Below are 24,638 nucleotides of genomic sequence, written 5' to 3'. Positions count from 1 at the left end.
CTGAACCCACGCCCCGACCGGAACACCCCCACGGCCTCGACGGAGAAAACGAACCCATACGAAAAAAGCCTGAGCCGCGACATCGTCTGTCAACGATGTCGCGACTCAGGACAGCAGCGGAGACGGGGGGATTTGAACCCCCGATCCAGGTTTCCCCGGATCCTTCATTAGCAGTGAAGTCCATTCGGCCGCTCTGGCACGTCTCCATGCTGTCGTGGCAGAGGGTGCACAGCGGCACTCTCCTGATCAAACAGCGAACGACACTCTAGTGGCCCCTTCGGGCAGGGTCAAAGCGCATCCCCTGAGCCTGTCGACGTGCGGCCGCCGACCAGCGCGGAAGCCCTGCCCCCCCCGATGAGGAACGGCGCCGGCTCAGCCGCGCGAGGCCAGCACGAAAGGCAGGACGGGGCCGGAGCCGGCTCGGCGCAGCGCACGGGCGGCCACGGTCAGGGTCCATCGGCTGTCCACGAGATCGTCGATCAGCAGCACGGGCTGGCCCTGCAGCTGGTCGAGCCCCTGCTGGATCTGCGGCGTGACGATGAAGCGCTCCCACACAGCCGCCAGCCGATACGCCCCGTTGCCCCCTGAGCCCTGCCGCGGGTGCCCCTCCGCCAGTCCGAGCTGCCCGAGCAGCGGCATCCGCCCGGCCTGGGACAGGCCTTGGGCGAGCGAGGAGACCAGCTGCGGCCGCGACAGCGACGGCATGGCCACGATGCCGGCCGGACGGCGCTGCCAGTCCCAGGCGGCCAGGACTTCGATCGCCGCCTTGCCCAGGGCGGGATCGACCTGCTGATCGACGGGGCTGCCTTCGGCGTCGTCGTGGAAGATCTCCCGCAGCCGGTTGCCCCAGCCCAGATCGGTCAGGCGCGCGACCGCACGGCCGTTCTCCGCCCGTTCCTCCTCCGGGATCCGGCCCTTGACCTGCACGCCGAGCCGGTCCATGCCGGTGGGCCACTGCGCCCGCGGCTCGATCAGCACCCCGACCTTCTGCAGCGAGGACGTGGCCGCCTGAGAGGCCTCTCCGCTGACGTGATCCGAGTACCAGGGCCCCGCGCAGTTGTCGCACCGTCCGCAGGGCTTCGCGTGGGGGTCGTCGAGCTGCTCGATCAGCATCTGCATGCGGCACCTGGAGCTGTTCTGGTAGTCGAGCATGGCGTTCTGCTCGTCCACCCTGGCTCGGCGGATGCGGTCGTAGCGCTCGGAGTCGTAGTGCCAGGGCTGACCGGTGACCTGCCAGCCGCCCTGCACCTGCTCGACCGCCCCGTCCACGGCCAGGACCTTCAGCAGCAGGGTCAGCGGGGTGCGCTTGATGTCCACGCGCGCCTCCAGCGCCCCCGGGCCCAGCGGCCCGCCGTGCTGCTCGAGCGCGGTGAGCACAGCAGTGGCCTTGGCCTCGGTGGGCATGGAGGCCGTGGCGAAGTACTCCCAGATCTCCCGGTCCTCGCTGCCGGGCAGCAGCAGGACATCCGCGCTGTCCGTGGCACGACCGGCACGACCGACCTGCTGGTAGTACGCGACCGGGGACGACGGCGCCCCCAGGTGGATCACGAAGCCCAGATCCGGCTTGTCGAAGCCCATTCCCAGCGCCGAGGTGGCCACGAGCGCCTTGACCCGGTTGTCCTTGAGCTCCTGTTCGAGCTGCTCGCGCTCCGAGGGGTCCGTTCGCCCGGTGTAGGAACGGACGTCGTGCCCGGCGTCCCGCAGCGCCTGGGTGGTGTCCTCCGCCGCCCCGATGGTCAGGGCGTAGATGATCCCAGAGCCCTGCATCTGACCCAGGTGCTCGATCAGCCAGGCCAGGCGCACGGTGTTCGACGGCATCCGCAGCACCCCCAAGCGCAGGGAATCGCGGGCCAGCGGGCCCCGCAGCGTCAGCACGGGCTCGCGCTGCGCGTCCACGATCCCCACGCCGAGCTGCTCCTCGACATCGTGCACGACGCGCTCATTGGCCGTGGCGGTGGTGGCCAGCACGGGCACGGTGCTGGGCAGCTGGGCGATCAGGTCGCGGATCCGCCGGTAGTCCGGGCGGAAGTCATGGCCCCAGTCCGAGATGCAGTGGGCCTCATCCACCACGAGCAGCCCCATGCGCCGCACGAGATCCGGCAGCTGCTCCTGCCGGAAGCGCGCGTTGTTGAGCCGCTCCGGTGACACGAGCAGGACGTCGATCTCATCCCGGCCCAGCTGCTCGAGGATCTGTCCCCACTCGGTGGCATTGGCGGAGCTGATGGAGGCGGCGCGCACGCCGGCCCGCTCGGCGGCGGCGACCTGGTCGCGCATGAGCGCCAGCAGCGGCGAGATGATCAGCGTGGGGCCTGCCCCGCGGGCGCGCAGCAGCAGGGACGCGATGAAGTAGACGGCGGACTTGCCCCAGCCCGTGCGCTGCACGACCAGAGCCCGACGGGAATCCGCCACCAGCGCGGAGATGGCCTGGAACTGGCCCGGGTGGAAGACGGCATCCGGGCGGCCGGTCAGCGCGCGCAGCAGCTCGAGGGCCTCCGACTCGAGTCCGGAGACGTCATCAGCTGGGCGGAGTTGCTGGGTCATGCCGGAAGTCTCCCGTGCGGCTCCGACAGCACAAGGAGCACAACGTCGCGCTGCTGGGCAGGAGAGGGCCCGGGCATGAGGGCGGGCCGGGTCCGGCCCCCCGACCGAACCCGGCCCAGAGCCCGACCGCAGAGACCACTCGGGCTGCTGCAGCTGGGCTCATCCGGCGCGCCGCACCCCCCGATGCTGCGCGCCGACGGACCCGATGGCGGGTTCTCGCGGCGGAGCCGGAGATCCTGCGCTCTCGGATCACTCCACATATGGTCCTCTGCGCGGGGCCATCCGTGAAATGAGCAGTGAAGCAACCTGACTTCTCATGAATCTTCAATTCATGACGGCCAGCCTCTGACCTGGGGCGGAACTCGGCGCATGATCAGCACCACTCGATTCAGGTGGGCGCAAGTGCGGACAGCTGCGGCCCAACACGTGCAAGCGCAGTCACCAGCCCAGTGCGTCCACGAGCCTCTGCTCGAGCATCGGCGCCGTGGTCCGTCCGAAGGTGGCCGTGACGTGGTCGAGGTCGCGATAGATCATCACGTTGCCGACCGTGGGGCCGCAGTGCCCGTCGGGGCAGTAGAGATCGGTGAGGTCCACGAGCGGCACCTCGGGATTCTCGTCCGCCCACTGGTCCTGGATCGCCTGGCCGCCCAGCGCCTCGTCCACCGGATCGCCGCACAGGTGGGAGTCCTCGCCGTAGAGATCGACGCACTCGAACATGTCGCGACCCCAGCGCGGGTTGTCGCGCACGCTCACGACCGGGATGCCCGCTTCCTGGAAGCCGGCCACGCCCTCGGCCCAGTGCGGCACCACGATCTCGCGCTCATCCTGATCGGGCATCTGGGAGCGGGTGCCCTGAGCGATCACGGCATCCGGATCGAGCTCCAGGACAGCCGCCTCGGCTGCGCGGTTGAAGCCATTGCACTCGGGCGGCAGGGCGTCGTCGTGCCCGGTGTAGCGGCAGCCCGCGTAGACGAAGGTGACCAGGCGCCAGTCGCGGTTCTCGGCCGCGATCTTCAGGGGCTCGGAGAGCTGCTTGGCGTGCGAGTCGCCCAGCAGCACGACGGTGCGCTGCGCCTCTCGCCCATCCCCGGCAGCCGGGTCGTAGACGTAGCACTCGGCGGAGTCGTCGAAGCCCTCCGGCTTGGACTCGCAGACCTCACCGCCAGGATCGCCCCACTCGTCGTCGACCTCGGACCACAGGGGCACGGGCCTCAGGTCCGGGGCCTCGGGCGCCCCGTCTATGGCAGCGGCCGCACCCGGGTAGTTCTCCGGAGTGACCTCGTCGGAGGCCTGCAGCTCGGACTGCGAGATCGTCCACGCCTGCGCCGCGCTGACCGGCACGGTCACCGCCGCGACGATCGCAGCCAGACGCACGAGCTCCTTGCGTGTGGAGGCTCGGGCGCGGGCCCGCTGCGGGGAGCTGAGCAGGCCGACGGCTCTCTCCGTGCCCAGGGTCAGCACGACCGATGCTGCGAAGATCAGCAGGCCGGCGCCCAGCGAGGCCGTCTGCGCGCCCGAGAGCAGCAGCCAGGTGATCATCATCGGCCAGTGCCAGAGATAGATGCCGTAGGAGCGATCGCCCAGCCAGGTCAGAGCGGACCAGGACAGGGGGACGTGGACTCCACGACGCCCGCCGCCGTCCCGCGAGATCAGCAGCGCGACAGCGCCGAGAGTGGGCATCAGCGCCACCCAGCCGGGGAAGAGGCCGCTGCCGCCGACCACGAAGCCCGTCAGGACCACGGCCGCGAATCCGCCCCAGCCCAGCACCAGCGAGACCCGTCGCGAAAGCCGCGAGGTGAAGATCAGCGCGGCCAGCGAGCCCAGCGCGAACTCCCACAGCCGCAACCCGGTGTGGAAGTACGCAGGGCCGGGCTCCATCGGGGTGACGATCACGGAGGCCGTCAGCGAGGCCGCCAGCACGAGGCCGAAAACCCCGATCGCGACCGGGCGGAAACGACGACCCGCCGCCTTGGACAGCCCCAGCGCCACGGCGATCACCAGCGGCCACAGCACGAAGACCTGCCCCTGCACGGCCAGCGACCACATGTGCTGCACCGGGCTCGAGGCGACCCCGCCGCCGGCGTAGTAATCGACGGAGGCCGCGGCCAGGACCCAGTTCAGCGAGTAGGTGGCCGCGCCGAAGAGCTGCGTCCAGAGGGAATCCCAGCGCGAGGCCGGGTAGAAGGCCAGGATCGCGACCAGCACCGCCAGCAGCGCGATCGCCACGGGGATCAGCAGCCGCACGAACGTGCGCGACCAGTAGCGCACCAGCGCCAGAGGCCTGCCCTCCTCGGCCTTGCGCGCGAAGGACATCGTCAGCAGATACGCCGAGACCACGAAGAAGACGTCGACGCCGCCGGAGACGCTGGAGCCCCACAAGTGGAAGGCCACCACGAGGACGACGGCGAGTCCGCGCAGCCCCTGGATCTCGGGGCGACGAGACGATGAGGAGGCAGCGGGCCCAGCCGAGAAGACCGGGTCGAGGACTGGCGCAGCGATGGGAATCTCCCAGGGCGTTGTCGAGTGCAGTATCGAGATCGAGTTTACACAAGCGAATACATGCACGGAACAGCAGTTCAGTGTGGTGTTCGCGACACGGTACGCGACCGACCCCAGAGATGCTCGATCGGGAATGTCAGGAGGTGCACAGTGCAGGGATGTCTTCTCCTACCAAGCCCTCACCCGACCCCGGCCGCTCGGCCACCGAACCCCAGGCGGACCGCGGATTCTTCGGCCATCCCCGGCTGCTCGCGCCTCTGTTCTCGGTCGAGCTGTGGGAGCGCTTCTCCTTCTACGGCATGCAGGGCATCGTCCTGCTCTACATGTACTGGCAGGTCGCCGACGGCGGGCTGGGCATCGACTCGGCCGTGGCCACCGGAATCGTGGGCGCCTACGGCGGCACCGTCTACCTGTGCGCCATCCTGGGCGGCTGGGTGGCCGATCACCTGACCGGCTCCGAGCGGGCGATGTTCCTCAGCGGCATCCTCATCATGGCCGGGCACATCTCGCTGGCGCTGATCCCTGCCGTCTGGGGCCTCGGCATCGGCCTGGGGCTCATCGCGATCGGCTCGGGCGGGCTCAAGGCGAACATCACCAACCTGGTGGGCTCGCTCTACAGGCGAGAGGACACCCGCCGCGACGGCGGGTTCTCGATCTTCTACATGTCCGTGAACATCGGCGGCCTGCTCGGGCCCCTGCTCACCGGCTGGGCCCAGCGGGAATGGGGCTTCCACCTCGCCTTCGGCCTGGCCGCCGCCGGCATGGCGCTGGGCCTGGGCATCTACGCGTGGAACCGCCGCAGCATGCCGTCGTCGGTCCACGTCGTGCCGGATCCGCTGCCGCGCTCGGCCTACCCCAAGTGGATCGCCATCGCGATCGCAGCCGTCGCGGTGGTCGTGATCGCCGTCGCCAGCGGGCTGCTCACCGCCGCCAATCTGGCCGGAACGATCGTGGCCGTGTGCGTGGTCGCGGCCGTCGCACTGTTCGCGATCATGCTGACCAGCTCCAAGCTCACCGCGGACGAGCACTCCCGGGTGATCGCCTTCATCCCGCTGTTCATCGGCACGGCGGCGTTCTTCGCGCTGTTCCAGCAGCAGTTCACCGTCATCACGGTCTATGCCGACACGCGACTGGATCTCGACGTGTTCGGCTGGCAGGTCCCGATCCCCTGGGTCCAGTCCTTCAACCCGGCGTTCATCATCCTGCTGGCTCCGGTCTTCGCCTACCTGTGGACCACCTTGGGCAAGCGCCAGCCGGTGACCGCCACCAAGTTCGGCGTGGGGCTGATCCTCATGGGCTCGGCGTTCCTGATCTTCCTCACCCAGGTCTCGGTGGCGGCCGTGTCCGTGTGGTGGATCGCACTGATCATGCTGGTGGCCACCATGGGCGAGCTGATGGTCTCGCCGGTGGGGCTGTCGCTGTCGACCAAGCTCTCGCCGGAGGCCATGCCGGTGCTGATGATCTCCCTGTACTACCTGGCCGTCGCCCTAGGCACCGCGCTGTCCGGCTCGCTGGCCGGGTTCTACAGCGCCGATTCCGAAGCCGTGTACTTCGGCACCCTGGGCGCGATCACGATCGGCATCGGCGTGATCACCCTGGCGCTGTCCCGCACGATCACCCGGGGCATGCGCGGCATCCGCTGACGCATCACGCACGACGGCGGCGGGGCCGGTGCGCGATGCACCGGCCCCGCCGCCGTCGTCCGAGGCGCTCAGCCCCCGATGTTGAACTGCCAGAAGATGCCGTAGCGGTCGGTCACCGCGCCGTAGATCCCGCCCCAGACCTGCTTGCCCAGCGGGAAGGTCACGGTGCCGCCGTCGGCGAGGGCGTCGAAGATCGCGGTGAGGCGCTCCTCGTCGGATTCCTCGCCCATCAGCGCGAGGGTGACGTCGTTGCCCTTCACGAACTCGCCCGGGGCCATGCCCTCGACGAAGTCGGAGACGTAGAGGCGGATCAGGTCGTCGATCTCCAGGGCGCCGTGCATGATCTTGTCGGCGTGCTCGCTGTCGGCCGGGACGGCGCCGAAGTCGGCGAACGTCGCCAGCTTGGGCGTGCCGCCCAGGACCTCGCCGTAGAACTCGAAGGCCTCGCGGGCGTTGCCGGGGAAGTTGAGGTAGGGGCGCAGTGCTGCGGTCATGGGAGTCCTCCTGGACGACGGGGGCCGACGACAGCCGTCGGCCCGCTCGCCGGAAGGATGCCACGACATGCATGACCTCGGTGCTCCACGCGCTGAGCTCAGCCCCAGGCCGGCCCCGGCAGCACGACCTGGCGCAGCTGGCGTCGGACCGTGGGCGGATTCAGCCCCGCGGCCGCAACGATCTGAGCGGCGCTGGCCCGGCCGTCGCGGGCGAGCTCGCGCAGGATCGCCGCGAAATGGGAGGGCGTGCGGCCCGTGTAGGGGCTGCGCTGCCCGGCGGCCTCGCGCAGCCGTCGCTGCTGGTGGGCATCGAGCACGCCCAGCCGCCACTCGGCAGCGATGTGGTGCAGCCGGGTGCAGAACGACGACTCGTAGCGCTGCAGCCCGGGCACCTGGTCGAGCTGGGGATAGACGTGCTCGGTCAGCCACATCAGCGACGGCGTGATCACGGTCAGCATCATGTCCCGGCCGCGATGGCAGCGCTCGATGCTGAAGACATCGGGGATGTCCTTCAGCGCCTGGACGGCGGCCGGTCGCAGGGCGGGGTCGCACGCGACATCATGGAAGGACAGGGCATGCCGCCGGAACGTCCCACCGGATGACCGCCGATCCAGGCGAGGCCCTCGCGCTCCCAAGCCCGAGGTGATCTACGGCCAGCACGTGATGCCGGGGATCTCCGGCACGGTCCGCCTGACGACCGGTCCGGTGATGAGCTACGCCGATTCCTGGCGTGTGACGCTGCGCGGACGCCAGTCCCACGGCTCGCAGCCGGAGAACTCGGTGGATCCGATCGCGCTGGGCGCGCACATCGTGACCCGTCTGCAGACGGTGGTCTCCCGCGAGATCTCCGCCCTGCAGTCGGCCGTCGTCACGGTGGGCACTTTCCACGCCGGGCTGAAGGAGAACATCATCCCGGCCACGGCGATGACGGCGATCCTCTCGAAGCTCTCCTGACCCTCCACCCCTCTGCCGAGTGGATACTCAGTTGCGCTATAGGGGCCAATAGCGCAACTGAGTATCCACTCGGCGGGGCGGGGGATCGCCTCCGAGCAGAGCCTCGTCATGGCCGCGCTGCTGGTGGTCGCCGTCCCCACGGGGCTGTTCCACTTCGGGCGCAATCCGGCCTTCGACCTCAAGCCCCCTGGGTTCCGCCGGCTCCTGACGCCCCGGCTCACACGGCCGACCGCCGCAGGACCTGGAGGACGACGACAACCCCCACCGGGATCAGCAGCAGGCCCGCCAGCCCGCTGAAGCCGACCGCGCTCAGGATCAGCCCGGCGCTCGCCCCGCCCAGGGCTCCCGTCAGGTTCATGACCAGGTCCGACGCCCCCTGGATCCGCGAGCGCGTCTCGGGCGTCCCGGCGCGGCTGACCAGCACGGAGCCGGCCACCGTGGAGGCCGACCAGCCCAGGCCCAGCAGGATCAGGCTGGCGGTCACCGCGCCGGAGGCCTCGGAGCCGAGCAGCGACAGGACCAGTGCACCGACCAGCAGGGCCTGGCCCAGCAGCACCGTGACGTGAGCCCCGGCGCGGTCAGCCAGGATTCCGAAGAGCGGCGAGAGACCGTACATCCCGGCGATGTGCAGGCTGATGGTCACCCCGATGAGGCTCAGCGCCGAGCCGTGATCCTGCAGGTGGACCGGCGTCATGGACATCAGCGCGACCATCACGCCTTGGCTCAGCGCCACCGTGAGGATCGCCCGCCAGGGCCTGACCGCGGAAGGGGATGCCGTCGGGTCCGTCGTGATCTCGCTGTGGCTCGCATCGGTCATCGTCCGTGCCGTCAGCAGCGGATCCGGGCGCAGGCCCACCAGATAGACGACGGCGGCCAGCAGCTGCGCCGTCGCCGTGAACACGAAGGCCCCGGTCAGCGGCGGCAGGCCCAGGACGGCGCCCACGGCCTCACCGGGGCTGAGCAGGTTGGGGCCGGCGACCGCACCGATCGCGGTCGACCAGACCACCAGGGAGAGATCGCGGCCCCGGCTGCTCGGGGCGGCAAGATCCGTGGCGGCGAAGCGCGACTGCAGGTTCACGGCCTGGGCCGCGCCGCTCAGGAGGATGCCCGCCAGCAGGAGCACCACAGACCCCAGCGCAGCTGCCGTCACAGCGACGATCGCTCCGGAAGCCGCCGCGAGTGCCCCGCCGCTCAGGGAGATCCGGCGTCCGCGAGCCTGGGCGAGTCCCGCCAGGGGCAGGGCGAAGAGGGCGGCACCCAGGGTGCTCATGGTGGCGGCCATCCCGGACCAGGCGGAGGAGCCGGCGAGCTCGCCGATCAGCAGCGCCCCGAGGCTCAGCGTGGCCCCGGTGCCGAGCCCGCCCAGCACCTGGCCCAGCACGAGCGTCAGCAGGACGCGGCGCTGGGGCCCTGCCGCCAGACCCTGTCCGCGTGCAGAGCCCAGGTCCGGATCCGTCGTCATCCCCCCCCCGACCGCTGGCTGGCGCGCCACCCGAAGCGCAGCAAAGAGCCCATACTGCCACTCCCCCTCCGCCGAGTGGATACCCAGTTGCGGTGAGAGGCCCGATAGCGCAACTGGGTATCCACTCGGCCCAGAAGGTACCTACCATACGTATGGTAAGTTTGAAGCATGACGACGAAACCCCAGATCCTCGACGCCGCTCTCGACGTCCTGCGCGATGGCCGCTCCCTGACGATCGACGCCGTCGCACAGGAGGCGAAGCTGACCAAGCCCGGCGTCGTGCACCACTTCCCCACCAAGGAGGCGCTGGCCTTCGCGGTGCTGGAGCACCTGCTCGCCCGCTGGGAGGCCGAGCTGTCGGAGCGGGCCGGCGCTGGCGCGAGTCCCGAGCAGCGGCTGCGCGCCTACGCGGAGCTCACGCTGCTCGGCGAGATGGACACCGCCGATCTCGCGCTGTTCGCCGATCCCCGGCTGCGCGAGAAGCTCTCCGTGCGCTGGGGCGAGCGGATGGATGCCTGGTTCGGCTCGCTGAGCCACCCGCGCGCAGCCGCCGTGCGCTATCTCGCCGACGGCGCCTGGATCGACCGCTGCCTGGGGATCCTCCCGCAGGACCGCGATCAGCGCGCGGCCGTGCTCGACGTCGCCCTGTCCCTGTTCGAGAAGGAGACTGACGCATGAAGAAGTGGATCTTCCTGACCCTGGCGATCCTGGTGGAGGTGACCGCCACGCTGTCCCTGAAGGCAGCACTGGAGGCCCCGGCGCTCTACGCCGTGGTGGTCGCAGGCTACGCCGCCGCCTTCCTGTGCATGTTCCAGGCCCTGCGCGAGGGCATGAGCCTGGGCGTGGGCTACGGCATCTGGGCCGCCTGCGGCGTGGCGCTGACGGCAGTCCTGTCCGCCGTGATCTTCCACGAGCCCCTGACCCTGCCCATGGGCATCGGCATCGCCGCCGTGATGGGCGGCGTGCTGCTGGTCGAGATCGGCTCCCAACAGGCTCAGAACACGCCGGACACCGCACGCGAGCAGAAGGAGGCGACTGCACGATGACTCCCCTGGCAGTGACATCCCTCGTCCTAGCGATCCTCTTCGAGGTCAGCGCCACCCTCAGCCTGCGCATGGCCGCCGCCGGCTCCAAGCTGTGGTGGCTGGCGATCGGCGGCGGCTACGTCCTGGCCTTCTCGATGCTCACGCTGACCCTCGCCGAGGGCACGCCGCTGGGCGTCGCCTACGGCGTCTGGGCAGCTGCCGGCGTGGCCCTCACCGCGATCCTCAGCCGCGTCCTGTTCAAGGAGCCGCTCACCCGGGTCATGACCCTGGGGATCGCCCTGATCATCGGCGGCGTGCTGCTCATCGAACTCGGCGCCGCGCACTGACCCCTCTCCCCGCCGAGTGGATACCCAGTTGCGCTATTGCGCCCGACAGCGCAACTGGGTATCCACTCGGCAGGGAAGGGATGGGGATCAGCTCCAGCCGGTGACCTGGGCGAAGATCAGGAAGCCGATCGAGACCAGCACCCAGACCCCCAGCAGCGGGGCGTAGAAGCGCACCCACCGATTCCACGGGATGCGCCCGACCACCAGCGCCGCCATGAAGTACCCGGAGGTCGGGTACAGCACGTTCGTCATGCCGTCGCCGGTCTGATACGCCAGCACCGCCGACTGGCGCGAGACGCCCAGGAGGTCCGACAGCGGCGCCAGCACGGGCAGAGTCACGAGCGCCTGCCCGGAGCCGGACGGGACGATCAGATTGAACACCGCCTGCATCAGGAACATCCCCACGACGAACAGCACGGGCGGCAGGAAGCCCACCGACTCCCCCAGCCCGAAGACGATCGTGTCCAGGATGTGCCCGTCCTCGAGGACGATGGCCACGCCGCGGGCCACACCGACGATGAGCGCGCCGGCGAGAACATCGCGCATGCCCTGGTCGAACCCCTCGGCCATCTCGCGGGTCTTCAGCCCCGCGACCAGCCCGACGACGATCGCGGTGAGGATGAACATGCCCGCGAACTCGGGGAAGAACCAGCCCTGGGTGAGGATCCCCCACACCAGCAGCCCGGCCAGCACGAGCAGGGCGACGGCCGCCGCGCGCTGGCGCCCGGTGAAGCGCGGGGTGGACTCCAGGTCCAGGCGATCGCGGTCGCGGATGGTGGTGTCCGCATGACCGTGCAGCACCGAGCGCGTGGGGTCGGCGGCCACGCGGCGGGCGTACCACATCACGTAGGCGATGCCCGTGGCCAGGTAGAAGACGTAGAGCACGATGCGCAGCCCGATGCCCGAGAAGGGCTCCAGCCCGGCGATCTGCTGGCCCAGCCCGGTGTTGATCGGGTTGAGGAAGCCTGCGGCGAAGCCCGCGCCCGTGCCCAGCAGCGCGATGCCGGCGGCCACCACTCGGTCGTAGCCCAGGCTGAGGATCAGCGGCATGATCGCCGGGATGTAGACCAGCGAGAGCTCGGGCACGCCGATGAAGCTGGCGATCAGTGAGAAGACCGTCATCAGCACCGGGATCACCACGATCCCGCGCCCGGAGAAGATCCGCGCCACGGCGGCCAGGGCGACGTCGATCAGTCCCGTGCGGCGGATGACCTCGAACATGCCGCCGATCGTGAAGACGAAGAACACGATGGCCCCGGCATCCACCAGACCCCGCGGGATGGCGGTGAGCAGCTGCAGCGCGGTGACCGGCGACTGCTCGATGAACGAGAAGCTGTCCGGGTCCACGACCTCCTGGCCGCCCGGTCCCGCCATCCGCTCGTACTGCCCGGCCGGAACGATCCAGCTGGCGACGGCGGCCAGCAGCGCGAAGACGATCAGGATGACGTAGACATGCGGGAAGCGGTCCCGCGGTGCGGTGGGATCGGCCACAGGGGGCGTCCGCTCGGCGGAGGACGCGTCGCTCGAGACGGGTGGCTCTGCGGAGGATGCGGACGTGGTCATGGGGCTCCCTCGCGGGTCGGGCAGGTTCGTCGCACGCCAGCGGGCAGCGGAGGCGCGCCTGCTTTCGAACCTATGCACCCCGTCGCGGGCACCCCAAGAACGAAGACTCGGGCCGTAACCGGCCTCGCCGACGTGTGCCCAACCCGCCGCCCCGGACTCCCGGCCACGAGCCTCCAGTCCCTGGGAGCCCTTCCGGCCACGACGAGAAGCGCCCCGAACCGAAGAGGGTTCGGGGTGCTTCAGATGCGCTGAGACATCACAGAGTGGAAGCAATGGAGCGTTGTGGGAACAGGCGACCTCGGGTCGAGAGGCTGGTTTCCGCGTGGAATCAAGGGGTTTGCGCGGATGCAGAGTCCGACGGCGAGGCCGACGACCCGTTGATCGGCGCGTCGGCGGAACCAAAGAAACGACCTCGAACACGCCTGACCGACGAGGAAGTGGACGCTATGCGAACAGCCCGCGCACAGGGCATCAGCGTGAACGCCGTGGCTCGTCAGTTCGGGGTGCACCGGGGCACGGTGTGGGCGAAGACGCGGTGATGAACCCGACGGCGACGCGGGAGTTGAACTGACCTCGACCCCCTCGCGCCTCGAATCTCGGCGGGGCGTTCTGCCGCATAAAATCAACGATCTACGGCGTCTAGATTGTGGATAACTTCACCGTAGTACCCCGACATACACGTTGCTTAGCACTTTCGTTAGCACTTTTCAGCACTGCCGGGGCTCCGTGATTCACCGTTCCGAGGCGGCCGTGGGCGGCCCGTAGCGTCGGTATCGGGCGGGAGTGACGCCGACGTGTCGTTGGAAAATTTCCGCGGCGTGGCCTCGGCTGTTCCACCCGACGCGACCTATCGCCACGGTCACGGGTACTTCGGTCTCGCGCAGCAGCCGGGCCAGCTCTGCGACGCGAAGCATCGTGAGGTATCTGTGCGGGGTGCTGCCGTAGGCGTCCTCGAAGACGCGCACCAATTGCTTATCCGATAGGTGCACGTGCTCACAGAACAGGGCCAGGTTCCACCGCTTCGCTATGTTTCCGCGCAGCAGCGCTTCGACCGCGAGGGCTTCTCTGCGGGCGGGCCGAAACTCTCGCCATCGTGCGGGGCTCTCGACTGATCGCCGTCGCTGATGGACGGGAACGGGCAACGCATCCGGAGCCGCGCGTACGTGCGGAGCGAGCGTGCCCAACAGCATCGAGAGGCGTGCTTGCAGCCAGAAGTACGAGGCCGGGTACTCGCGTCTTTCGTAGAGGGTCGTCATCTCATCGAGCACGAGGATCAGGCGATTGGCGTCCTCACCGTTCACATGGAGCACATGAGCGGCATCCGGAAACAAGGCCCCGGCGTACTGTCTCACGACGTAGCGATCCGCGAACACGTCGGGATGCTGCCAGTAGAGCTGATCGAGCAGGTAGTCCACGTCGACCAAGAGCGTCGTCAGGGTGGCGGCGCCCTCGGGCTCGTAGGTGAAGACAGTACGCGGGGCGATCAGCACGGCGTGACCAAAAGCGATCGGGTGTTGACGCTCCCCGACGGTGAGAACCACCGAGCCATCGCGGACGATGAGGAACGCCACGCAGTCGAAGACGCGCGGGCCGACCTGCTTCCGCAGACTGCCTCGTATCCACCGCGAACGGCTGGAAGAGCGCCGACCCTTTCAGCACTGCCAGTGAAGCCTTGTGTTAGCCGCAGCGTTCCGCTGCCCGCTTCTCGGTGCGGATGAAGACTGGTCATACGACCACGGGTTCACCTCGAAATGAGAGTGCCAGAGGCTCCAACGGTAGTCGCCTGCGCCTTGCTCCATAACTCAGCTCCGTGCGGGGTCGCTCAGGGCGGTGTCGATGGCCTGGAGAGTGCGCACAGTGGTCAGGACATCTTCGGCAGGCAGGTCGAGCGAGCCGAGCAGATCGCGGTACATGCCCCGCACGATCCCCACCGACCGTGCCGCTTCCTCGGTCAGATGCAGGCGTGCCGCGCGGCGGTCCGCCGGGTCGGGGCGGCGCTCGATCTGCCCTTTGGCGATGAGTCCGCGCAGCGCCGTGCTCGCGTTGCTCGATGTCAGCGACAGGCCCGAGGCCAGTCCCGAGGGGGCCACGCCGGGGTTGGCGTCGATGTGCAGCAGCACCAGGCACTCCAACGGTGACAGCGGCGCGACCGCGGGGTCCTGCAACGGGTAGGCGCGCAGCTTCCGCTCGACATGCAGCACCGCGTCCGCGAGCCGCACCAACGGGTCCGCACCGGTTGGTGCCGGCCCGCTCACCGGCTTCTCATCTGGTCGCATATGCTTATGCTATCATAGCGTTGTTTTCATAACTATAGTTTTAGAAGGAGCCGGGCGGGGATGACCGACACGGGAACAGGGCGACAGGCAGCGGGCACGCCCGTCCAGGCGGCGGGCAAGGCGATCGGTGCGGGACTGTTGTCGACGCTGGCGCTGCTGATGGGGCTCGCCTCGTTCGGGATCGACCTGTACCTGCCGGCGTTCCCGGTGATGACGACGGAGCTGTCGACCACGGCGACCGGGGTGCAGCTGTCGCTCACGGCGTTCCTGATCGGCGCTGGGGCCGGGCAGCTGGTGTTCGGGCCGTGGTCGGATCGCGCCGGCCGGGTGGTGCCGCTGGTGTTCGGGGCGGTGCTGTTCGTCGCCGCGAGCGTGACCGCCACGCTCGCAGGCAGTATCGAGCTGCTCGTGGCCGCCCGGCTGGTCCAGGGCCTGGGCGGGGCGGCGGGGATGGTGATCGGCCGGGCGATCATCCTTGACCGTGCTCGCGGCACGGAGGCGGCACGGGCGTTGAGTATCATGATGCTCATCGGCGGGATCGCCCCGATCGTCGCCCCGGTCGCCGGCGGTGCCCTGGTCGGCCCGGTCGGATGGCGGGGCCTGCTCGGGATCGTCACCGGCCTGGGCGTGATCGCCCTGGCATGCGTGCTCGTGTTCGTGCGGGAATCGCTGCCCCGTGAGATCCGCAGAGCCCGTGCGGGCACGGCGCAGCGCGGTGGCTGGCGGGGCCTGGTCTCGCGGGCCTATCTGGGGAACACGGCCGCGTATGCGTTCGGGATGGCGATCATGATGGCCTACATCTCCGCCTCACCGTTCGTCTACCAGGACATGATCGGCCTGAGCGCGGCCGCCTATGGGATCGCGTTCGCGATCAACGCCGTCGGCCTGATGATCGCCACCACTGTCGCGGCCCGTCTTGCCGGTCCCGTCTCGCTGCGCGGGTTGACCCTCACCGGCCTGACGATCAGCCTGGCCGCGGTCGTCGCGATCGTGATCCTCACCCTCACCGACGCACCCGCCGGGTGGTTGATGGTGCCCCTGTTCGTCGCGATCGCCCCGCTCGGGCTGGTGTTCGGCAACGCGACCGCCCTGGCCATGTCCGCCGTGCCCCCGGCCGCGACCGGCGCAGGGTCGGCGCTGCTCGGGGCGGTGCAGTTCGCCCTCGCCGGCCTCGTCGCCGCCCTGGTCGGCATCGCCGGCGAGCACACCGCCATCCCCCTCGGGGTGACCATGCTCGCCGCCGCGATCATCGCGCTCCTCGGCCTGCTCCTGGCCACACCCCGACCACGGCGGGAACCCGCCGCCTGACCCCCGGCGGCCCTCTATCCATCTCGTTCGATCCATAAGGAGAAGAAACCATGACTCGCATCCATGTCCTCGGCGGCACCGGGTACGCCGGCAGCCGTATCGTCCGCGAGGCCGCCAAGCGTGGCCACCAGGTCGTCTCGTACAGCCGCTCCATCCCCGACAAGCAGACCCCGGGCGTCGAGTACCGGGCCGGTGACGTGCAAGACCCCGCGTTCCTGGCCTCAGCATTCGAGCACACGGACGTCGTGATCTCGGCACTGTCCACCCACGGCGGGCTCGCCGGCAAAGGCCGCCTCCGCGCCCTGCTGTCCACGGCGGCCGGGCTCGCCGCGGAACGAGGCGTGCGCTTCGGGGTAATGGGCGGGGCCGGCTCGCTCCTGATCGCACCAGGCGGGCCCCGCCTGGTCGACACCCCCGGCTTCCCCGAGGTCGCCAAGCCCGAATCCCTCGAACTCGCCGGAGCCCTCGACGACCTCCGCGCGAACACCGACGACCGCCTCGACTGGTTCCTCATCAGCCCCGCCGAGAACTTCGGCAAGCACGCCCCCGGCACCGCCCGCGGCCACTACCGCATCGGTGATGACATCCTCCTGCGCGACGAGAACGGCGTCTCGGAAATCTCCGGCGACGACATCGCCCTCGCCATCACCGACGAGATCGAGAAGCCCGCCCACCACCGCACACGCTTCTCCGTCGCCTACTGACCACCGAAGAGCGGACGCTCTCCACCGACCCCAGGCCGCAGGCCGCGTCGGTGAACGAGGCGAACCGAGAACCGAGTTCACCGTACCTGATGCGCCGATAGAAATAAGGCGGTACTGCCTCGAAACAGGAACACTGCCTTCCCTGCGGTCTCCAATCCTCCTCCTGCTCGCCGCGCCGAGCACGTGACTCAGGACTGATATGTGCCCTCCACTTAGCCCCAAGCATCTTCAGCCACTTACTACTCCGCCTGCCTCTTCTCTTCTGAATGGACGTATCGCTACCTGGCGGTAGGTCATCCGCCCCACTCCTGGTCTTGTGCTTGCCGACCCGAGGAACTGCCGTGAGCAGCCTGCCTGCCTACCTACCGTGGTCTATAGGCTGCGTGTCGGCCCTTCGCGGTGCGGCCCGCTGCGGTGGGGGTCGTGCGCGAATGGGTCGGGAAGCCGCTGTGCCCGCTCTGCGGCTCGCTGCCGCGCTTGCTCCTGCTCGGCGCGCTTGGCTTCGATGCGTTCGGCGGCTTCGTTCACGGGCAGGCTACGGAGTTCGTCGGCTTCGGCCCGAGTCATGGCGGCCCGGTTTCTGGTGTCGCGAGCCTTACGGTGGGCCCTGTGGGGATCGAACCCACGACCCATGGATTATCAGTTCCAGCGCTGTAGTCACACGCCCCCATCCGAAAACTGTCATTTCGGCCTTGCCGCCGCCGGAGAGCGGTCTTTGCGCCTCATTCCTAGATTGGCGCCCTGCGAGAGTTCGGGTGTCAGATCGCGAGGCCCATGGTCGGGTTCATGACGGTCTCGTACCCGATGGGGGTCAACCGGACCAGGCGGGCCTGTCGGCAGCGTCGGTGGTAGGTGCGCTCGATCCAGGTGTTCATCGCTATGCGCAGTTCCTCTCGGTTCCGCCACCATTTGCGGTCCAGGACCTTCTTCTGCGGCAGAGCTAAAGAAGAATCCATCGCGGCGTTGCCCCCGGCAGCGCCGAGAGAACAGAGGGCATCAGGACGAGACGTCCTGCTTGGAACCAGCCTCGTAGATACGGTCAGTCAGGTAGCTATGCAGGTAGTCATCGGCGAGCAGGCGAGGAATCTGATGCCGGTACTGTGGGGAAGAGTCGAACTTGAGACTCTTTTTCCCACCGACGGACGAGGTGGCGATGTCGTAGTCGGGGTGCTTCTCGGCGAACGCCACCAGCTTCTTCGTGGTCAGGTGCTTGGCGTAGTCGGGATCGCCACTGATCAAGCGCGCGACTTGCGCCATCTTCGCGCGCATGGATGGGTCGTCCATGACGGCAGCTTCAAGTTCGTCGTAGCCGTCAATGCGGATGCTTGTCGTCACCGACTTCAAGGTGGCCTTCGCGAGCTGACGAGCCTTATCCGGCGCGTGCAGCTTGGTCTGCACCAGGGTGACGGTGTTGAAGAACACGAACCCTGGGACCGTGAGCGCATCGAACCGGGGCTCGTAGTAGAGGATGTCGCCGGTCAGTTGTCGGTACACCCCGTCGCGGGAACGAGAGGGAGGGACTGCCGCACGGAGAGGTGACATCTGATCTGGCTTGCCCGGAGGGCGGCCTGGAAGGGTGTGCACCATGCCTGCTCCCTATCCCCAGGAGTTCCGTGACGACGTCGTGCGCGTCGCGAGAAACCGCGAACCTGGCCAGAAGCTGTCGATGATCGCGAAGGACTTCGGGATCTCCGAGTCCTGCCTGACGAACTGGATGCGCGAGGTCGATGTCGAAGACGGTGCCCGGCCCGGAAAGACCAGAGAGGAGTCCTCCGAGCTGCGCGATCTGCGTCGCCGGAATCGGTTGCTCGAGCAGGAGAACGAAGTCCTGCGCCGCGCAGCCGCCTACCTCTCGCAGGCGAACCTGCCGGGAAAATCCTCTACCCGCTCGTGAGCGAGCTCGCCGGCGATGGCGTCCCTGTCGCGGTGTCCCTGCGGGTCCTGAAGCTCTCCCGCCAGCCCTACTACCGCTGGCGGAAACAGCAGGTCACCGAGCCCGAGCTGGTCGAGGCCTATCGGGCGAACGCTCTGTTCGACGCCCACCGCGATGATCCCGAGTTCGGCTACCGGTTCCTCGCCGGCGAAGCGGAATCCGTTGGCCAGCGCATGTGCGAGCGGACCGCGTGGCGGATCTGCCGAGACAACCAGTGGTGGTCCGTCTTCGGGAAGAAGCGCGGCAAGAATGGAAAGCGCCCCGGTCCGCCAGTCCACGACGATCTCGTCCAGCGCGACTTCTCAGCCGACGACGTTAACGAGCTGTGGCTGACCGACATCACTGAGCACTGGACCGATGAGGGAAAGCTCTACCTCTGCGCCATTAAGGACGTGTTCTCCGGTCGGATAGTCGGCTACTCCATGGATTCCCGGATGAAGGCTCGTCTCGCGGTGAACGCCCTGGACAACGCTGCTTCGCGACGCCGAGGCGCCGCCGGATGCATCGTGCATTCGGACCGAGGATCGCAATTCCGGTCACGGAAGTTCGTGCACACTCTGAACCGTCATCACCTCATCGGATCGATGGGACAGGTCGGTGCGGCCGGGGACAACGCCGCGATGGAGTCCTTCTTCGCCCTGCTCCAGAAGAATGTCCTGGACCGCAAACGCTGGCGGACCCGAGACGAACTGCGGATCGCGATCATCACCTGGATCGAGAGGACCTACCACCGCCGCCGCCGACAGGCCCGCCTCGGCCGATTGACCCCCATCGAATACGAGACCATCATGAACCCGACCGTCAGCCTGGCGGCCTAACCCCAGCTGACACCTACTCGTGCATCAGTCCCAACTCACTACGACCCTCAGTCGCACCAACCGCATGAGACCGCCTCAGAAGGTGAGTGCTCCCGGCCCAACACCTCGGGGCAAGTCAGGTAATCCTCGGGTGTCCACAGCGGTTCATGCGCACAGGGTGCTGGTCTACCGTCGATAACGGTCGAGGGCCTGCCGGCACCTCCCCCTCCAATACCGGCATGTCCTCGGCCCTACACGCTTCGTGAGGTAGTAGGTAACGGCGCTCCCGTTGTCGCCACCTCAGAAGACCAGGACGAGCCGCCCACGCACCCCTCCTGCTTCCAGGCGCCGGTGAGCCTGGGGAGCCTGGTCCATCGGGAGCTCCTGGGCTACGCGCAGGCTCAGCAGGCCTTCTTCGGCCTGGCGGCCAAGGGTGTGTAATTTCTCCGAGGCACGGGCGTAGTCGACCACCACGATCGGCTGGAACACGATGCCCCGCTCGCCTGGTTGGTCGTATCCGCGCAGGGTGATCACCGTTCCACGGTCCTTGATCGCGGCCGCGATCTCGTTCCCCTGTACGGCACCGTCGATCAGCGCATCCACCCCGGCGGGGTAGTGCTCGCGCACCGCTTGTGCGAAGCCCTCGCCGCGGGGCAGCACCAGGTCCGCTCCCAGGCTCTTGACGAGTTCCTCGTCCTGCGGTGCGGCGTCGGCCACGACCCTCAGCCCGTCGGCCTTAGCCAGCTGCACCGCGTACCCGCCCATGGCCCCGGCTGCACCGGTCACCGCCACCACATCACCGGCGTCCAGGCCCAGCCTGTCCAGGGCCAGTCGCGCGGTCAGCCCGTTCATCGGCAAGGTGGCGGCCTCGGCGAAGCCGGTGTTCGACGGCATGGGCGCCACGGACTCGGCCGGAACCGCCACGCGTTCGGCATAAGCCCCGTGTGAGCCGCGCGGGACGATGATGGCCATGACGCGATCACCGACCCTCAGATCGGTCTGGGTCTCGGGGCCGATCTGTTCGATGACCCCGGCCGCATCCATGCCCACCACATACGGTCCCCCGGCTGTCCCCGCCCGCCGCTGCCTGGTGCGCCCGGTGAGGTCGGTAGGGTTCACCGCGGCCGCGTGAACACGAATCAAGACCTCGCCCTCGCCGGGAACGGGATCGGGAAGCTCGATCACGTCGAGGACGTCCGGGTCACCGGGGGTATGGAATCCAATTGCCTTCATACCCGTGGCAACACGGCCCCTCAGAGCACTATTCCGGGCACTGACTTCGCCCGATGAATCCCCGCGCCCCTCTGCGCTGCTGTGTGCGATCGACCCCGGTGCTGGCCGTGAACGGTGAACGCACCACGCGGCCACCCGGTGTGGGCGCGGGCCACGGACGGGCCCAAGACACGCCAGTGCCCGGTCTCGAGATGGAGACCGGGCTCCGGCGCGTACTGGGAGGCTAGGGCTTGAGGACGACCTTGATGCAGCCGTCTTCCTTCTTCTGGAACTTCTCGTACATCGCCGGCGCCTGGTCCAGGGGGGCGGTGTGCGTGGTGAGGTCCAGCACGCCCAGCGGGTCGGCGGGGTCATCGACCAGCGGCAGCAGTTCCTCGGTCCACCGCCGCACGTTGCACTGACCCATCCGCAACTGGAGCTGCTTGTCGAACATCGTCATCAACGGCAGCGGGTCCTTCATCCCGCCGTACACCCCGCTGATCGAGATCGTCCCACCGCGCCGCACGGCCTCGATCGCGGTGTACAGGGCACCGAGTCGGTCCACCCCCGCCGTTTCCATCGCCTTGCGACCCAGCGCGGACGGCAATGCTCCCACCGCTTGGTGGGCCATCCCGGCCACCGGGGAGCCGTGGGCCTCCATCCCGACCGCGTCCACCACCGCATGCGGGCCGCGCCCGCCGGTGAGGTCCTTGAGCTGCTCGACCACGCCGTCCGTGGAGTCCAGGGTGGCGATGCCGTGGCGTTCGGCCATGGCCCGGCGCTCCGGGACCGGGTCCACCGCGAACACCTCATAACCCAAGTGCTTGCCAATGCGGGCGGACATCTGACCGACCGGGCCCAGACCGAGCACCGCCAGGGACCCGCCCTGCCCGGGCGCGGCGTACTGCACGGCCTGCCAGGCAGTGGGCACCACGTCGGAGAGGAACAGGTAGCGCTCGTCCTCCCCGGTGTGCGGGACCTTGATGGGCCCGTAGTCCGCGTGCGGCACGCGCAGGTACTCGGCCTGCCCGCCGGGCACCGAACCGTAGAGACGGGAGTAGCCCAGGAACTGGGCGTTGTTGTTGTACTCCCGCACCTGGGTGATTTCGCACTGGGACTGCAGGCCCTGGGTGCACATGAAGCAGTGCCCGCAGGAGACGTTGAACGGGATCACCACCCGGTCCCCGGCCTTGATGTGGGTGACGGCCGAGCCGACCTCCTCCACGATGCCCATCGGCTCGTGGCCGATGATGTCGCCCTTATCCATGAACGGGGTGAGCACCTCGTACAGGTGCAGATCCGAACCGCAGATCGCGGACGAGGTGATCCGCACGATCGCGTCCGTGGGCTCCTGGATAACCGGATCCGGGACCTCCTCCACACTCACCGTCCGCTTCGCCTGCCAAGTCAAAGCCTTCATGCGTCCTCCTCTCCCAGGGCCGCCGCCCCGACCGGAAGGACAGCCTGCTGATCTGATCGGTCCCAACGACCCTACTCACGCCATTTTGGGCGCAGGCGCGTGTTCACCGCCAGGGAACGACGAGACTCACATAAAGTCCCCGCGTAGCAGGGGCCGTGCCTCACATGGTTTTCCCCGCGAAATCTTCCGTGGCTTCGGTGGCACGGCGACGATGGGGTATGGCTGACAGGGACGTGTCGATGATGACCCGCAGGTGCCAGCACCTCAGCAGGAGCCTCCTGCTCCACCTGCCGCGCTGGCCCGGGCGAGACCACTGGGGCCGAGAGCGAGCCCTCGGGCACCTCCACTGGCTCCACCGGGGCCTGACGGTCCTGCGGGCGCAGCACCACCAGGCGAGCCATCTGCTCCGTCGCCGCGAACACCCCCAGCGGGGCCAGCCCGGCCAGGAGCGCCCCGATCACGGTCTACCACCACACCGACGTCGGAGCCGCCACGGCATGCGCCGCATTCGCCGCCACCGACATCGCCGTGAACACCCCCAGCGAGGTCCACGACGGCCACACCGCCTCACCCCGCGACCGATGCGCCAGAACCGCCAAGGCGTAGGTCAAGATGGCGCCGTCGATGAAGACCGGAACTGCCCACTGGAGCCCGGGACCGATGCCCGCCCACGCCGCCACGTCATGCAGCGCGCGGAACGAGACCGCGAACGACGTCAGTCCGAGCAGGCCCACCAGACCGACGACCGTCCACTGGACGCCCCGGGTGTCCGGGTCGATTCGAGACGTGCGGGGTGGGGTGGCTGCTACCGTGTCGCTCACCAGCGTTGATCCTCTTAGATCCTGGGTTTCCTGCTGATGAGATGCGCGTCCGGATGCCCCCGGGCGCGCATCGTTTTCTGTGCGCTCAGGCCTCGTCATCGTCAGCGTCCTCCAGGTCCCCGATCACGCCGCCGGCTGCCAGCACGGTCCGAGCTGCGGCCATCGTCAGCTGAGACGGCCCCGGATCCTGCGGATCCTCAGTCAAGCGCGGCTCCGCCTTGCGCTGCCTCAGCAGTGCTGCGCAACGGGACTCCGCCTCGAGCAGCGCCTGTCGCGGCTCCTCCCACCAGGCGGACTCCGCCCGGACTGGCTCCCGGTTCGATGCAGGCTCCGGATCCAGGACGTCACCGGAGAGCACCTGGTCAGCACCAACCCCAGGCAGGCTCGTCGGATCGACCATCGGGATCCCGAGCCCATCCAGCGACACATCCGCGAACTCAGCAGCGTCCTCCGCCGTCGGAGCGGGCCGCTTGTAGGACTTGCCATCCAGCCCCACCACGTTCGAGTCCCGTTCAGGTGATCCATTTGGATCACCTGAACGAGCCGAGCGATTCACCGTTCCGTAGGACAGGTCCGTCGCCTGCGAGATCGCACGCATGCTCATGCCGGCCTCGCGCATCGACAGCACGACCTCTTCGCGCTGCTCACGCGGTGGACGCAGCTGGAGCCCACGGAAGTTCGCATCGATCCAGGCGTCCCAGGTCTCGAAGCCCAGGGCCTCCCATACGCGGCCTTCCCAGGCCTGCACGATCAGCGAATGGACATCAGCGAGCCCCTCCGCGATCTGATCCGTCAGTTCTCGTGCATCGGCCTCATTCAGCGGGGTCGTGTTCGTCGTCATGGTCGTGCTCATCGCTGCATCTCCTTGTCTTCTGCCGGCAGCAGATCTCGGAGCGAGACCCCGAGCACCTCCGCCGTCTTCATCAGCTCTGTGAACGTGAAGTCCTTGTGCCCGTTCATGCGCGCCGAGAGGGCTGCATGACCGAGCCCGAGCGCCTCACCGAGCTGCTTCTGAGTCATGTCGCGCAGCGCCAGCCGGGATCGGATCTGGAGCGCGAGCTGCTTCTGCTTTGTCATGCGATCATCGTGCTCGATTTGGGAACCAGCGCGACAGCGCCGTCGCCCACCACGTCAGCGATGAAGTCCGCGCATGGCTCGGGCGCAGGCGCCGCACCCAAAGCGACCTCGCTCGTCACATGGGGATCGCCAAGAGCGCGGTCAGCGTCCGGCTGAACGGCAGTAGGGAGTTCTCGATCTCCGAGCTTGTCGAGATCGCGGCCTGGCTCGATATCTCGCTGGCAGACCTACTGGGGCCGGAATTGCTCCAGGCACGGAGAAGCCCCCGCGGCGACATGGTCACCGCAGGGGCTGAGGGGAAGGAGTGGGCCCTGTGGGGATCGAACCCACGACCCATGGATTATCAGTCCCGCCGACACAAGGTGTCGCCGGCTCACGTCCACAGGGCAACCCGCTCGTGCCGTCTGGACGGAGGTCACCGCCGAACGCGAGCCACCACGTGCTCATCTCGCGGCCTGATCGGCTAGGGCGTGTCTCCTACGCGACGAGGCGCCCTTCCTGGAAGCCGGCATCACGCACACCCCCATGATCCTGCGGCGCTGAGCAGCTCTGCGGCCCCACC

The 24,638-nt window shown here is 68.5% G+C and carries 22 protein-coding genes, 1 tRNA gene and 2 pseudogenes; 9 read left to right on the top strand and 16 right to left on the bottom strand.

The window, feature by feature from the left end; genetic code table 11:
- Positions 1-117: 117 nt before the first annotated feature.
- The 3 genes from FFS25_RS11250 to FFS25_RS11240 all read right to left on the bottom strand — a co-directional run bounded on the left by FFS25_RS11250 (position 118) and on the right by FFS25_RS11240 (position 5,106).
- Positions 118-206: transfer RNA gene (locus FFS25_RS11250), tRNA-Ser, on the bottom strand.
- 166 nt (positions 207-372) lie between these two features.
- Entirely contained in the window at positions 373-2,541 is a 2,169-nt protein-coding gene (locus FFS25_RS11245; protein ID WP_137802979.1) for a RecQ family ATP-dependent DNA helicase, read from the bottom strand.
- Between the two features lie 438 nt (positions 2,542-2,979).
- A complete protein-coding gene (locus tag FFS25_RS11240; RefSeq protein ID WP_259904424.1) occupies positions 2,980-5,106 on the bottom strand; it encodes an acyltransferase family protein in 2,127 nt (708 codons plus the stop codon).
- A 92-nt stretch (positions 5,107-5,198) separates the two neighbouring features.
- On the opposite strand from FFS25_RS11240, the gene FFS25_RS11235 reads away from it, so the two are divergent.
- Positions 5,199-6,683, top strand: coding sequence for a peptide MFS transporter (locus tag FFS25_RS11235; protein WP_137802977.1), 1,485 nt, complete (start codon positions 5,199-5,201; stop codon positions 6,681-6,683).
- 68 nt (positions 6,684-6,751) lie between these two features.
- Here the strand turns inward: FFS25_RS11235 and FFS25_RS11230 are convergent, their stop codons facing one another.
- Complete coding sequence (locus FFS25_RS11230) at positions 6,752-7,177, bottom strand: VOC family protein (RefSeq protein WP_137802976.1); 426 nt, start codon at positions 7,175-7,177, stop codon at positions 6,752-6,754.
- A gap of 98 nt (positions 7,178-7,275) precedes the next feature.
- On the bottom strand, positions 7,276-7,638 hold the full coding sequence (locus tag FFS25_RS11225; RefSeq protein WP_137802975.1) for a winged helix-turn-helix transcriptional regulator: 363 nt from the start codon (positions 7,636-7,638) through the stop codon (positions 7,276-7,278).
- Positions 7,639-7,801: 163 nt separating this feature from the next.
- Between FFS25_RS11225 and FFS25_RS11220 the strand changes: the two are divergent.
- Positions 7,802-8,101: pseudogene (locus tag FFS25_RS11220) on the top strand (peptidase dimerization domain-containing protein); the annotation flags it as partial.
- A 247-nt stretch (positions 8,102-8,348) separates the two neighbouring features.
- On the opposite strand, the gene FFS25_RS11215 reads toward FFS25_RS11220, so the two are convergent.
- Positions 8,349-9,593, bottom strand: coding sequence for an MFS transporter (locus tag FFS25_RS11215; protein ID WP_137802974.1), 1,245 nt, complete (start codon positions 9,591-9,593; stop codon positions 8,349-8,351).
- Positions 9,594-9,761: 168 nt separating this feature from the next.
- Here FFS25_RS11215 and FFS25_RS11210 point away from each other — a divergent pair, with 168 nt between their 5' ends.
- From FFS25_RS11210 to FFS25_RS11200, 3 genes are read left to right on the top strand one after another with little or no spacing between them, the layout of a single operon-like run.
- Positions 9,762-10,271, top strand: coding sequence for a TetR/AcrR family transcriptional regulator (locus FFS25_RS11210; protein ID WP_137802973.1), 510 nt, complete (start codon positions 9,762-9,764; stop codon positions 10,269-10,271).
- Positions 10,268-10,639 carry a DMT family transporter gene (locus FFS25_RS11205; RefSeq protein ID WP_137802972.1) on the top strand — a complete coding sequence of 124 codons (372 nt, stop codon included), beginning with the start codon at positions 10,268-10,270 and terminating at the stop codon, positions 10,637-10,639. The genes FFS25_RS11210 and FFS25_RS11205 overlap by 4 nt, the downstream gene beginning before the upstream one ends.
- Entirely contained in the window at positions 10,636-10,965 is a 330-nt protein-coding gene (locus FFS25_RS11200; protein ID WP_137802971.1) for a DMT family transporter, read from the top strand. Before FFS25_RS11205 ends, FFS25_RS11200 begins: the two co-directional genes overlap by 4 nt.
- A gap of 87 nt (positions 10,966-11,052) precedes the next feature.
- On the opposite strand, the gene FFS25_RS11195 is transcribed toward FFS25_RS11200, so the two are convergent.
- From FFS25_RS11195 to FFS25_RS11185, 3 genes are all read right to left on the bottom strand, one after another.
- Positions 11,053-12,528: a YfcC family protein gene (locus FFS25_RS11195; RefSeq protein ID WP_137802970.1), complete on the bottom strand. Its 1,476-nt coding sequence runs from the start codon at positions 12,526-12,528 to the stop codon at positions 11,053-11,055.
- A 731-nt stretch (positions 12,529-13,259) separates the two neighbouring features.
- Positions 13,260-14,135, bottom strand: coding sequence for a helix-turn-helix transcriptional regulator (locus FFS25_RS11190; protein ID WP_349654427.1), 876 nt, complete (start codon positions 14,133-14,135; stop codon positions 13,260-13,262).
- A 195-nt stretch (positions 14,136-14,330) separates the two neighbouring features.
- Entirely contained in the window at positions 14,331-14,804 is a 474-nt protein-coding gene (locus FFS25_RS11185; RefSeq protein ID WP_137802968.1) for a MarR family winged helix-turn-helix transcriptional regulator, read from the bottom strand.
- Between the two features lie 60 nt (positions 14,805-14,864).
- Between FFS25_RS11185 and FFS25_RS11180 the strand changes: the two genes are divergently transcribed.
- Together FFS25_RS11180 and FFS25_RS11175 are read left to right on the top strand one after the other, a co-directional pair.
- Complete coding sequence (locus FFS25_RS11180; RefSeq protein WP_137802967.1) at positions 14,865-16,112, top strand: multidrug effflux MFS transporter; 1,248 nt, start codon at positions 14,865-14,867, stop codon at positions 16,110-16,112.
- A gap of 50 nt (positions 16,113-16,162) precedes the next feature.
- A complete protein-coding gene (locus tag FFS25_RS11175) occupies positions 16,163-16,816 on the top strand; it encodes an NAD(P)-dependent oxidoreductase (protein WP_137802966.1) in 654 nt (217 codons plus the stop codon).
- 758 nt (positions 16,817-17,574) lie between these two features.
- Here FFS25_RS11175 and FFS25_RS11170 read toward each other — a convergent pair.
- Together FFS25_RS11170 and FFS25_RS11165 are read right to left on the bottom strand one after the other, a co-directional pair.
- Positions 17,575-17,799 (bottom strand): annotated as a pseudogene (locus FFS25_RS11170) (hypothetical protein); the annotation flags it as partial.
- 13 nt (positions 17,800-17,812) lie between these two features.
- A complete protein-coding gene (locus FFS25_RS11165; protein WP_137802964.1) occupies positions 17,813-18,403 on the bottom strand; it encodes a hypothetical protein in 591 nt (196 codons plus the stop codon).
- Between FFS25_RS11165 and FFS25_RS11160 the strand changes: the two genes are divergently transcribed.
- A protein-coding gene (locus FFS25_RS11160) for an IS3 family transposase (protein WP_249933879.1) occupies positions 18,402-19,567 on the top strand; the annotation gives its coding sequence in 2 pieces (ribosomal slippage) (positions 18,402-18,686 and positions 18,689-19,567; 1,164 coding nt in all). The genes FFS25_RS11165 and FFS25_RS11160 overlap by 2 nt on opposite strands.
- Before the next feature lie 279 nt (positions 19,568-19,846).
- On the opposite strand, the gene FFS25_RS11155 is transcribed toward FFS25_RS11160, so the two are convergent.
- From FFS25_RS11155 to FFS25_RS11135, 5 genes are all read right to left on the bottom strand, one after another.
- Positions 19,847-20,731, bottom strand: a complete 885-nt coding sequence (locus tag FFS25_RS11155; protein WP_249933878.1) for an NADP-dependent oxidoreductase — start codon at positions 20,729-20,731, stop codon at positions 19,847-19,849.
- 271 nt (positions 20,732-21,002) lie between these two features.
- Positions 21,003-22,178, bottom strand: a complete 1,176-nt coding sequence (locus FFS25_RS11150; protein ID WP_137802962.1) for an alcohol dehydrogenase catalytic domain-containing protein — start codon at positions 22,176-22,178, stop codon at positions 21,003-21,005.
- A gap of 464 nt (positions 22,179-22,642) precedes the next feature.
- The gene (locus tag FFS25_RS11145) at positions 22,643-22,999 is read right to left on the bottom strand and encodes a DUF2637 domain-containing protein (protein WP_171004187.1); all 357 of its coding nucleotides are present in this window, start codon (positions 22,997-22,999) and stop codon (positions 22,643-22,645) included.
- An 85-nt stretch (positions 23,000-23,084) separates the two neighbouring features.
- Positions 23,085-23,852, bottom strand: a complete 768-nt coding sequence (locus FFS25_RS11140; RefSeq protein WP_137802960.1) for a hypothetical protein — start codon at positions 23,850-23,852, stop codon at positions 23,085-23,087.
- Positions 23,849-24,076, bottom strand: a complete 228-nt coding sequence (locus FFS25_RS11135) for a helix-turn-helix domain-containing protein (RefSeq protein WP_053446836.1) — start codon at positions 24,074-24,076, stop codon at positions 23,849-23,851. The genes FFS25_RS11140 and FFS25_RS11135 overlap by 4 nt, the downstream gene beginning before the upstream one ends.
- Between FFS25_RS11135 and FFS25_RS14175 the strand changes: the two genes are divergently transcribed.
- Positions 24,070-24,543 (top strand): helix-turn-helix domain-containing protein, encoded by a 474-nt coding sequence (locus FFS25_RS14175; RefSeq protein ID WP_171004186.1) that lies wholly within the window; start codon positions 24,070-24,072, stop codon positions 24,541-24,543. The genes FFS25_RS11135 and FFS25_RS14175 overlap by 7 nt on opposite strands.
- Positions 24,544-24,638 lie beyond the last annotated feature (95 nt).

The sequence above is a fragment of the Kocuria sp. 2SI genome, from assembly GCF_005502825.1.
In the GTDB taxonomy this organism is placed as follows: domain Bacteria; phylum Actinomycetota; class Actinomycetes; order Actinomycetales; family Micrococcaceae; genus Kocuria; species Kocuria palustris.
This window is presented reverse-complemented; position numbering and strand designations above follow the sequence as displayed.

Bases quoted from the DNA above. Each gene is read 5' to 3' on its own strand.
- FFS25_RS11185 (WP_137802968.1), bottom strand. From the start codon at position 14,804: ATGCGACCAGATGAGAAGCCGGTGAGCGGGCCGGCACCAACCGGTGCG.
- FFS25_RS11225 (WP_137802975.1), bottom strand. From the start codon at position 7,638: ATGATGCTGACCGTGATCACGCCGTCGCTGATGTGGCTGACCGAGCAC.
- FFS25_RS11215 (WP_137802974.1), bottom strand. From the start codon at position 9,593: ATGACGACGGATCCGGACCTGGGCTCTGCACGCGGACAGGGTCTGGCG.
- FFS25_RS11175 (WP_137802966.1), top strand. From the start codon at position 16,163: ATGACTCGCATCCATGTCCTCGGCGGCACCGGGTACGCCGGCAGCCGT.
- FFS25_RS11230 (WP_137802976.1), bottom strand. From the start codon at position 7,177: ATGACCGCAGCACTGCGCCCCTACCTCAACTTCCCCGGCAACGCCCGC.
- FFS25_RS11235 (WP_137802977.1), top strand. From the start codon at position 5,199: ATGTCTTCTCCTACCAAGCCCTCACCCGACCCCGGCCGCTCGGCCACC.
- FFS25_RS11205 (WP_137802972.1), top strand. From the start codon at position 10,268: ATGAAGAAGTGGATCTTCCTGACCCTGGCGATCCTGGTGGAGGTGACC.
- FFS25_RS11180 (WP_137802967.1), top strand. From the start codon at position 14,865: ATGACCGACACGGGAACAGGGCGACAGGCAGCGGGCACGCCCGTCCAG.
- FFS25_RS11245 (WP_137802979.1), bottom strand. From the start codon at position 2,541: ATGACCCAGCAACTCCGCCCAGCTGATGACGTCTCCGGACTCGAGTCG.
- FFS25_RS11210 (WP_137802973.1), top strand. From the start codon at position 9,762: ATGACGACGAAACCCCAGATCCTCGACGCCGCTCTCGACGTCCTGCGC.
- FFS25_RS11135 (WP_053446836.1), bottom strand. From the start codon at position 24,076: ATGACAAAGCAGAAGCAGCTCGCGCTCCAGATCCGATCCCGGCTGGCG.
- FFS25_RS11195 (WP_137802970.1), bottom strand. From the start codon at position 12,528: ATGACCACGTCCGCATCCTCCGCAGAGCCACCCGTCTCGAGCGACGCG.
- FFS25_RS11200 (WP_137802971.1), top strand. From the start codon at position 10,636: ATGACTCCCCTGGCAGTGACATCCCTCGTCCTAGCGATCCTCTTCGAG.
- FFS25_RS11150 (WP_137802962.1), bottom strand. From the start codon at position 22,178: ATGAAGGCTTTGACTTGGCAGGCGAAGCGGACGGTGAGTGTGGAGGAG.
- FFS25_RS11140 (WP_137802960.1), bottom strand. From the start codon at position 23,852: ATGAGCACGACCATGACGACGAACACGACCCCGCTGAATGAGGCCGAT.
- FFS25_RS11165 (WP_137802964.1), bottom strand. From the start codon at position 18,403: ATGGTGCACACCCTTCCAGGCCGCCCTCCGGGCAAGCCAGATCAGATG.